The following is a 7,956-nucleotide window of genomic DNA, read 5'->3' on the forward strand; positions in this document are numbered from 1 at the left end:
TCCTTTCTGCTCAGCGGTGGGCCGAGATGAATTGCGAAATGTGTTCCGCGGTGACCTGCGGTGCCTCGACCGCCAGCAAGTGCGACGCGTTCGCCACCGTTTCGTGGCGCGCGCCCAGCTTGTCGGCCAGTTGCTGCACGGTCTCGGGGCCGGTGACGACGTCGCTCGGTCCGGATAGCGCCAGCACAGGAACTTTGGTTTCGGGGTTCGTTTCTCGCAGGTCAAAGCCCGCCAGCGAGCGGCACGCGGCGGCGTAGCTGAGCCGATCTGCGTTCTGGAGGTCGTGCAGCAAGGCCGTCCCGGCCTCTGCGTTATTGGCCAGGAAGTCCGGGGCGAACCACAACTTGGCTGAGTTGATTACCTGCGTGGGCGTCCCGGCCTGGGCCGCGAGATCCGCACGTTCGTTCCAGCCCTGCGGGTCCGGGAAGTAATCGGTCGTGGCCATCAGTGTCAGAGAGGCCAGCCGGTCCGGGTGCTCCGTGAGCAAAAGTTGACCGACCGCACCGCCGATGGAGGTGCCCACATAGTGGAAGGGCTCGGCAGATACGTGTCCGGCGACCGCGTCCAGCACTCCTTGGGCCAGCTCCGCAACAGTGAACTCCTGTGCCGGTCCGCTCACGCCGTGACCGGGGAGGTCCCAGCCGACCACGCGCAACTCTTCGCCCAGCTGGGAGGCCACACGGCCGTACAGGTTGCTCACGGACGTGCCGATTCCTGGTCCCAGGACCACCAGTGGTGCGTCATCGGAAAGCTGTTCGGGGTTCGTGAACTCCACGAATCCAAGCTCGGGCACGCTCATGCAATCAACCTTTCTCGGTGGTTTTTCACGGCGCGGGTGCACAGTTGTTGCGTGGCACCCAGGTAGCCGCGGGGATCCAATAACTGCCCCAGCCAGGCACCTACGCTGCCCCGGTCCTGCGGATTCACACCTTCCGGCAACGACGGCGCGCCCTCGGCCATGACCAAATCGGTCAGGTGATCGGCAAGCGCCTCGGCATCGACGGGGTGCTCGCGCACGGCCGCCTGCACCCGCTGTTTGGCGGTGGACCCGTCGGATTCGGAGAGCACGGGGGTCAGCGCGGCGCTCAGCCGTTCGGCCATCACACCGGTGCCGGCATCGCGCAGGTTGTGGGCCATCCGCTCGGCATTGACGGTCAGGCCCTCGGTGAGTTCCGCAGCGTGCGACGCCGCCGCGGTAGTCAGGACCGCCAGCTCGCGGAGTGCGGGCCATTCGGCGTGCCAGCCACCGTCCGGGCGTTCGTCCACGGCCGCCGCGGCACCGGAGTTGACGTGCCCCAGGAGGTGAGGCGCGGCCAAGGCTGTGCGTTTGAGTAACACGCTCAACACGGGATTCTGCTTCTGCGGCATGGCGGAGGAGACCCCTCGACCCGGGGCTGTGGGCTCGCGCAGCTCCCCCACTTCGGGCCTGGACATCAACAGGACATCGTTGGCCATGCGACCCAGTGCCGCGGTCGTTTCCGCGAGCGCACCGGCCACCCGAAGCACGGGGACTCGGTCGGTGTGCCACACCTGATCCGGTACGGCCAGTCCGAGTTCCTCGGCCCAGTAATCGATGAGGGTGAAAAGTCGTTCTGCGGTTTCATCCGCGCCTCCACCCTGATCGCACAGGGACATGCCCGCGGCCAGGGTTCCGGAGGCTCCCCCGTAGGACACTGGAAGGTGGGCGCGCTCGAAAACGTCGCGAGCGGCGTCGTCGACCCCCGCAAGCCACGAGGCCGCCTTGAGACCGAACGAGATGGGCAGCGCGTGCTGGGTGAGGGTGCGACCGACCATGACGGTCTCCGCATGCCTCTCGACCAGACCGGCGAGAGCGTCACCCGTGCGGCGCAGGTCCGAGACCATGCTGTCCTGCGCAGCCTTGAGCACCAAAGCGAGCGCGGTGTCCATGACGTCCTGGCTCGTGAGGGACTTGTGCACCGCGCCCACCGGGGAACCGTGCAGTTCCTTGACCGCGGCGCGGTAATCAGCGAGCAGGGGAATCACGGGATTGCCGCCGCCCTCGGAGGCGACCGCCAACCGGTTCAGTGCGGTTTCATCCAAGGGAACGCGATCCACCGCGTCACGTGCAACGCGCGCAATGTCCTCCGGAACGAGCCCCAGACGCGACTGGGCCGCGACCCACGCGGCCTCCGTGAGGAGGACGGCGCGGGCCACGGCACGGTCGTCGAGCAGCTCAGCCGCCCGGTGGCTTCCCGGTGTGAGAAGACCTGTGTTGATCATTCAAGCCCCGGGTAAGCCAGGAACACGGTCTCGCCATCACCCTGCAGATGCACGTCGAAGCGCAACGAGCCATCCGCTTCGCGGGTGGCCACCAGGGTGGCGCGCTCGTCCTCGGACAGGCCCGAGAGCAGCGGGTCATTGGCGAGCGCCTCGGTGTCCTCGGGCAGGTAAATGCGCGTGAACAACCGGTTGAGCAGGCCGCGGGCGAACACGGTCAGGCAGATGAACGGCGCCTTGCCGGCCTCGGTCGGGCCCGGGTTGACGGTCGTGAAGGTGTATTGGCCCTCGTTGTCCACTGCCACGCGGCCGAAACCAGTGAACGTGTAGCCGTCACGGATCAACGAACCGGTCTCCTGGGAGACCTTGCCGTTCTCATCCGCCTGCCAGATCTCCAACATGGAGTCCGGCACGGGAACGCCGTGACCGTCGTACACGGTGCCGTGCAGGCGCACCGAGCCGGGGTGCGAACGATCCACCAGGTTCTCGCCGTTCTCGTACGGCAGTGCATACCCGTAGAACGGGCCGATGGTCTGGCCCGGGGTGGGTACCAGGCGTTGGGTGTTCTCAGACATTGCTGTCATCCTCCGTCCAGGTCCGGTTGGAACCGCTCAACACGATGTCCCACTTGTAGCCCAGCAGCCACTCGTGCTCGGACACGTTGTGGTCGTAGTCGGCCACGAGTCGCTCACGAGCCTTGGGGTCCACGATCGACTGGTAAATGGGATCCAGCGCGAACAGCGGGTCACCCGGGAAGTACATCTGGGTGATCATGCGCTGGGTGAAGTCGGTTCCGAACAGTGAGAAGTGCACGTGCGCGGGGCGCCATGCGTTCTGGTGGTTCTTCCACGGGTACGGTCCGGGCTTGATGGTCACGAACGAGTAGGACCCGTCGTCACCGGTCAGGCAGCGACCCACGCCCGTGAAGTTCGGGTCGATGGGTGCGGGGTGCTGATCACGCTTGTGGATATAACGACCCGCGGCGTTGGCCTGCCAGATCTCGACCAGCTGGTTACGTACCGGGCGACCATCGCCGTCCAGGATGCGGCCGGTGATGCGGATGCGCTCACCGATTGGCTCACCGCCGTCCTGAATGGTCAGGTCCGACTCGAGCTTGTGCACGTCCCGCTCGCCGAAGGCCGGAGCGTACAGCTCGATGGTCTCCGGATCCGTGTGGCGCGGGTCCTTGGTGGGGTGGCGCAGGATGGAGCTGCGGTAGGGCGCGTAGTCCAGCCGAGGCTGGGTCTCCGTGCGACCGGACTCCTCGTACTGCTTGGTGATCTGGGCCATCTCGTTGTTGAGCTGGTCCTGGCTGTCAGCGGCGTCGTCGGCGCCCTTGGCCGTGAGCGGCTCGAAGGCGTCTTCTGGATTCTCAGCTGCCATGATTCATCTCCTTTGGGGACATAGCTGCGGTGGTTAGTGCGTGGCTCAGTTGTCCGGCCAACCGGTGTAGCTTTCGGCGAAGTAGGCGGAGCCCCGTTCCGATCCGGTGATCGCCGCGAACTCGCCGCGGCGGCGCTTCTGGTTGAAAGGGTTTTCCCCCGGCTGGATGTGCATGAGATTGGTGGCCCAGTACGAGAAGTTCTGCGCCTTCCAAATGCGTTCCAGGGCCTTGGCCGAATACTCCGCCAGACCGCTCTCGTCACCCTTGTCGAAGAAGTCGATGATGGCCGGAGCCAACACGCGAACATCGCAGAAGGCGAGATTCAGACCCTTGGCACCGGTGGGCGGAACCGTGTGACCGGCATCCCCCACCAGGAACATGTTCCCGTAGCGCAGCGGTTCACAGACATACGAGCGGAACGGCAGCACGGTCTTGTCGAAGATCTTGCCGCGCTGCAACTGCAACCCGTCCGGACCGTCGATGCGGCGCTGTAGCTCGGCCCAGATGCGCTCGTCGTCCCAGTCGTCCACGTTTTCGTTGGGGTCGCACTGGAAGTACATGCGCTGCACGGTGTCACTGCGCTGCGAAATCAGGGCGAAGCCATGCTCCGAATTGGCGTAGATCAGTTCAGGCGCTGAGGCAGGAGCCTCACACAGGATGCCGAACCACGCGAACGGGTACTCGATGAAGTTGTCCGTGCGAATGTCCTCGGGGATCTGGCGCTTGGAAATGCCCTTGGAGCCGTCCGCGCCGATCAGGATCCGGCAGCGGATCTCGAGGTCTTCTCCGTCAGCCGAGGTACACAGGATCTTGGGCTGCTCGGACGTGAGGTCAACGATCTGGGTGTCCGTCACCTCGTAGCGGACGTCTCCACCGTCGCGCTTGCGAGCGGCGGCCAGATCGACGAACACCTCGTTCTGCGGGTAGAGCCACACGGACTCCCCCACGAGCTTCTGGAAATCGATGCGGTGGCTGACACCCTCGAAGCGCAACGTGGTGCCTTCGTGTTCGTGGCCTTCTGTCAGGACCCTCCCGTCAACGCCGGATTCCACCAGCATCTTGACGGTGCCGGCCTCGAGAATGCCGGCGCGGTGCGTGTTGGCAATCTCGTCGTGGGAACGCTTCTCCACAACCACGCTGTCGATACCTGCCTTGTACAGCAGGTGGGAAAGCATCAGCCCGGCGGGGCCTGCGCCCACGATGCCGACCTGGGTTTCCACGATTGTTCGCTCTTTGACCATGTGTCCTCCTTGCGCACGTGTGACTCACATTATGCGTGGCGGACATGGCTCGCATCACAGTGCTTCCATTGAATGGAATGGCGCATTCGAAAGCCGCTGGCGACACAGGCCCGTCAATCGTTCATGCGAGGCGCAAGTTGGTGATGCAAGTGGGATCGTCCTCGTTTTTAGTCGAGATGCTTGCGGTTCCGATCTGACCTGCGTGACTAATTCTGAGCGTGGCGTGTATATCACGCGGTACCCAAAGTCCAAGGAAGCCATTGTCGTACGTCTTGCGCACTTCATCGACAAGAACCTCACCGCTGCCGCTCGTGAGTCTGACCTGCACGTCCGTGTTACCCAGCTCGCCGACACAAGTAGTCAGGCTATGAAAATAACAATCGTGTGTCTGGCTCTTGTAAGGAGCGATTGAGACATACATCCCATCCTCAGGCAGGGGGAGCCGAGCCTCGCGCTGCTGCGTGTCAGAAAGCACGACCGCATCAGGCTGCACTGACGCCTGCAGGCCAGCGGGCCGATTGGAAACAGGCATAGTGTCCAAGCGCTCAATGACTTCCGCCGCACCAAGTCCTTCCAAGCCATGGTTAGCCAAGAGGTCACTCTTTACTGCAAGGTCACCCGACGATGTAGGCACTGCCTCAGGGGCAGATATTGTGCAGCCCGAGAGTGCAAGAGCGGATGCGAAACAGACTGCCGAAGATGCAAGAATCAGCTTCTGTCGACGGCCTGACTGAAGCTTAGTCATGCGGTGCTCCTCCAATGAACTGGCACGTACACACATCATCTTATTCCGACCGGAGCAGTTTCCATCGACCCTGAACCCGCGCCAACCCCTTTGACTCCATGCACTCGCCCGCTTGACCGTGGACCCCCCTTGGCAGACCCGTGTGCGCACCCGAGACAACACCACAGACCCAGTGCTGACATGTGCTGGACTCTGAAGAACGAGGCAAACAGCCTTGCCCCATACCCCCCACGGGTATATCCTGAAACCAAGCTCTTCAGAAGAGCCACACGGGTGGCCATCAACTTCGATATCCGTCGATGGGTACTCAATAGTCTGCAAGAATCCCACGTCTCTCCAGTTCACCCCGTCAGACAAGGAGCTTCAGATGAACAAGCGCACGCGCACCCTCATAGCCACTGTGACGCTCACCGGAGCAATCGCGTTCACCGGTTGTTCGAATTCAGCCAACGAAGAGCCAGCATCGTCGGCTTCCCAGAGTGACAACGCGCACGCGGGGCATGGCGGCATGGATCACCCAATGGACGGCGGCCCCGTGCCCGAGGGCATGACAGCAGCCACCGACCCGGAATATCCCGTGGATACCGAGGTAACCCTCACAGCCGATCACATGGAAGGTATGAACGGTGCCAGCGCGACCGTGGTCGGCGCATACAACACGTACACGTACGCGATCGACTACACGCCCACCGAGGGTGGAGACCCCGTCACCGATCACAAATGGGTCGTTCAGGAAGAGCTTGAAGACGCGGGTAACGAGCGCCTGGCCGATGGCACCGGCGTCAAGGTAGCTGCCGATCATATGGAAGGTATGAACGGAGCAATAGCAACGATCGCGTTTTCAACCGACGAGACCGTCTACGTCGTTGACTACGAAGCCGACGGGATGGAAATGACGAACCACAAGTGGGTTGTCGAAAGCGAGATGCAGCCCGACTCCTAGCCAACAGGAACCGGGCATCGAGGAATGGACAGACCATGAATAATCAGCACACCCACCACGGGGCAACCGAGGCTACCCCCCCACGAATATGCGGGCCACCACGACCACTCTGTACACGGGGAGCGGGGTGCACCCATGGAGCACGGTGGTCATGGCCACGCAGGTCAAGGCGGGCACGGTGATCATGTCGGACAGTTTCGGCGGTTGTTCTGGATCATGCTCGTCCTCGCGATTCCCGTCGTGGGATTCAATGACATGTTTGCCCAGCTCATCGGCTACACACTCCCAGATGCCGATTGGGTGCGGTGGGTTTCCCCGGTCCTGGGCACGGTCATGTACTTTTGGGGTGGATGGCCGTTCCTCACTGGCGGGTTCAGCGAGATCCGATCTCGCAAACCCGGCATGATGCTGCTCATCGCTTTGGCCATCACCGTAGCCTTCCTCGCCTCTTGGGGCGCAAGTCTGCAGTGGCTTAGTCATGAACTCAATTTCTGGTGGGAACTCGCACTACTAGTGGTCATCATGCTTCTGGGCCACTGGATAGAAATGCGCTCCCTAGCCCAGACCACCTCGGCCCTTGACTCTCTCGCGGCGCTCATCCCCGATGAAGCCGAGAAGATTGAGGGCGACAGAGTCGTGAAAGTCGCGCCCACAGCCCTTGCTGTCGGAGATATCGTGATTGTCCGTCCGGGTGCCTCTGTGCCAGCTGACGGAAAGATCATCGACGGGTCCGCGTCCATGGACGAATCGATGGTCACCGGCGAGTCCAGGACCGTCAGCCGAGGGGTCGGTGGTCACGTGGTCGCCGGCACTATCTCCACAGACTCGGGGCTGCGGATCGAGGTAACCGCCACCGGCGAAGATACTGCCTTGGCAGGCATCCAGAGGCTTGTGACCGATGCTCAGGCGTCCTCCTCCCGTGCCCAGCGGATCGCCGATACCGCCGCCGGATGGTTGTTCTGGTTCGCCCTCAGCGCTGCCGTAATTACGGCGCTCGTGTGGTCCCTAATAGGTCTCCCTGACGAAGCCGTCGTGCGCACCATTACGGTCCTGGTCATCGCCTGCCCCCATGCCCTTGGCCTCGCAATACCGCTGGTAGTATCCATCGCTACCGAACGCGCCGCCCGCGGCGGAGTGCTCATCAAAGACAGGCTCGCATTGGAGTCTACGCGCACCGTTGATGCAGTCCTCTTCGACAAAACCGGCACACTGACCAAGGGCGAACCTACGGTCACCGCCGTCGATACTGTCGGCGTACATACCGAGGACACGGTGCTTGCCTTAGCCTTGATCCACCGATGAGCATGCTGGGCTTGGGTCGCAATTAAAGACGGGATGCCCGTCTGACCGGGAAGAATGGGACTTGTTCAGGGTTCCGTTCCACCGCGATGAGAGGGCATCTCGC

General features: G+C 62.8%; 7 protein-coding genes and 1 pseudogene. 2 read left to right on the top strand and 6 right to left on the bottom strand.

Annotation, left to right across the window (positions count from 1 at the left end):
* Positions 1 to 10 precede the first annotated feature (10 nt).
* The 6 genes from RF638_RS05890 to RF638_RS05915 form a co-directional block, all read right to left on the bottom strand.
* Positions 11 to 799: an alpha/beta hydrolase gene (locus RF638_RS05890; protein WP_259915691.1), complete on the bottom strand. Its 789-nt coding sequence runs from the start codon at positions 797 to 799 to the stop codon at positions 11 to 13.
* Entirely contained in the window at positions 796 to 2,241 is a 1,446-nt protein-coding gene (locus RF638_RS05895; protein ID WP_259915689.1) for a lyase family protein, read from the bottom strand. Before RF638_RS05895 ends, RF638_RS05890 begins: the two co-directional genes overlap by 4 nt.
* Positions 2,238 to 2,813, bottom strand: coding sequence for a protocatechuate 3,4-dioxygenase subunit alpha (gene pcaG / locus RF638_RS05900; RefSeq protein ID WP_129702471.1), 576 nt, complete (start codon positions 2,811 to 2,813; stop codon positions 2,238 to 2,240). The genes RF638_RS05895 and pcaG overlap by 4 nt, the downstream gene beginning before the upstream one ends.
* Entirely contained in the window at positions 2,806 to 3,621 is an 816-nt protein-coding gene (gene pcaH / locus RF638_RS05905) for a protocatechuate 3,4-dioxygenase subunit beta (protein ID WP_129702470.1), read from the bottom strand. Before pcaH ends, pcaG begins: the two co-directional genes overlap by 8 nt.
* A 45-nt stretch (positions 3,622 to 3,666) precedes the next feature.
* Positions 3,667 to 4,863, bottom strand: coding sequence for a 4-hydroxybenzoate 3-monooxygenase (locus RF638_RS05910; RefSeq protein ID WP_315280192.1), 1,197 nt, complete (start codon positions 4,861 to 4,863; stop codon positions 3,667 to 3,669).
* Positions 4,864 to 4,984: 121 nt separating this feature from the next.
* Entirely contained in the window at positions 4,985 to 5,608 is a 624-nt protein-coding gene (locus tag RF638_RS05915) for a CueP family metal-binding protein (protein WP_368841581.1), read from the bottom strand.
* A 367-nt stretch (positions 5,609 to 5,975) separates the two neighbouring features.
* Between RF638_RS05915 and RF638_RS05920 the strand changes: the two genes are divergently transcribed.
* Entirely contained in the window at positions 5,976 to 6,551 is a 576-nt protein-coding gene (locus RF638_RS05920) for a DUF1541 domain-containing protein (protein ID WP_368841582.1), read from the top strand.
* 135 nt (positions 6,552 to 6,686) lie between these two features.
* Positions 6,687 to 7,799: pseudogene (locus RF638_RS05925) on the top strand (HAD-IC family P-type ATPase); the annotation flags it as partial.
* Between the last annotated feature and the right edge of the window lie 157 nt (positions 7,800 to 7,956).

The organism is Kocuria sp. CPCC 205235 (genome assembly GCF_040980905.1).
GTDB lineage: Bacteria > Actinomycetota > Actinomycetes > Actinomycetales > Micrococcaceae > Kocuria > Kocuria carniphila.